This window comes from Bartonella sp. CR127HXZ, assembly GCF_042194555.1.
GTDB classification, from domain to species: Bacteria; Pseudomonadota; Alphaproteobacteria; order Rhizobiales; family Rhizobiaceae; genus Bartonella; species Bartonella grahamii.
The window spans coordinates 292-564 of record NZ_JBHIMZ010000092.1 but is presented as its reverse complement, the minus strand read 5'-3'; the positions used below and the strand labels follow the sequence as shown (position 1 = coordinate 564).

Annotated in this window: 1 protein-coding gene; it reads left to right on the top strand. The window is 35.9% G+C overall.

The annotated features are described in order from the left end of the window. Window positions 1-44 precede the first annotated feature (44 nt). Window positions 45-273 (top strand): hypothetical protein (locus ACFIKY_RS09300; RefSeq protein WP_375661764.1); only part of this gene is annotated, 229 nt, incomplete at its 3' end.

The following is a 273-nucleotide window of genomic DNA, read 5'->3' as shown; positions in this document are numbered from 1 at the left end:
CTGTTGCCGCATTAAATAAATATAGATTGAAATGGCAACAAAAAGTGAGGGGATTTTTTTCGCAGGTTTTTAAAACTAATAAAGGAACTATTAATACTGATGCTTTGTTGATGGCACAACAAGCTGAAACAGCAATGAACGAAGCTCGTTCAGGTCTTGTTGCTTATGGTTATTATTCACCAACAATTGTTTTAATGCATGAAGACCGTGAGGTCTTAGCAGAAAATGCTAGATTAATTAAACGCGAAATTGAACATAGAGGTTTTGCCGCTC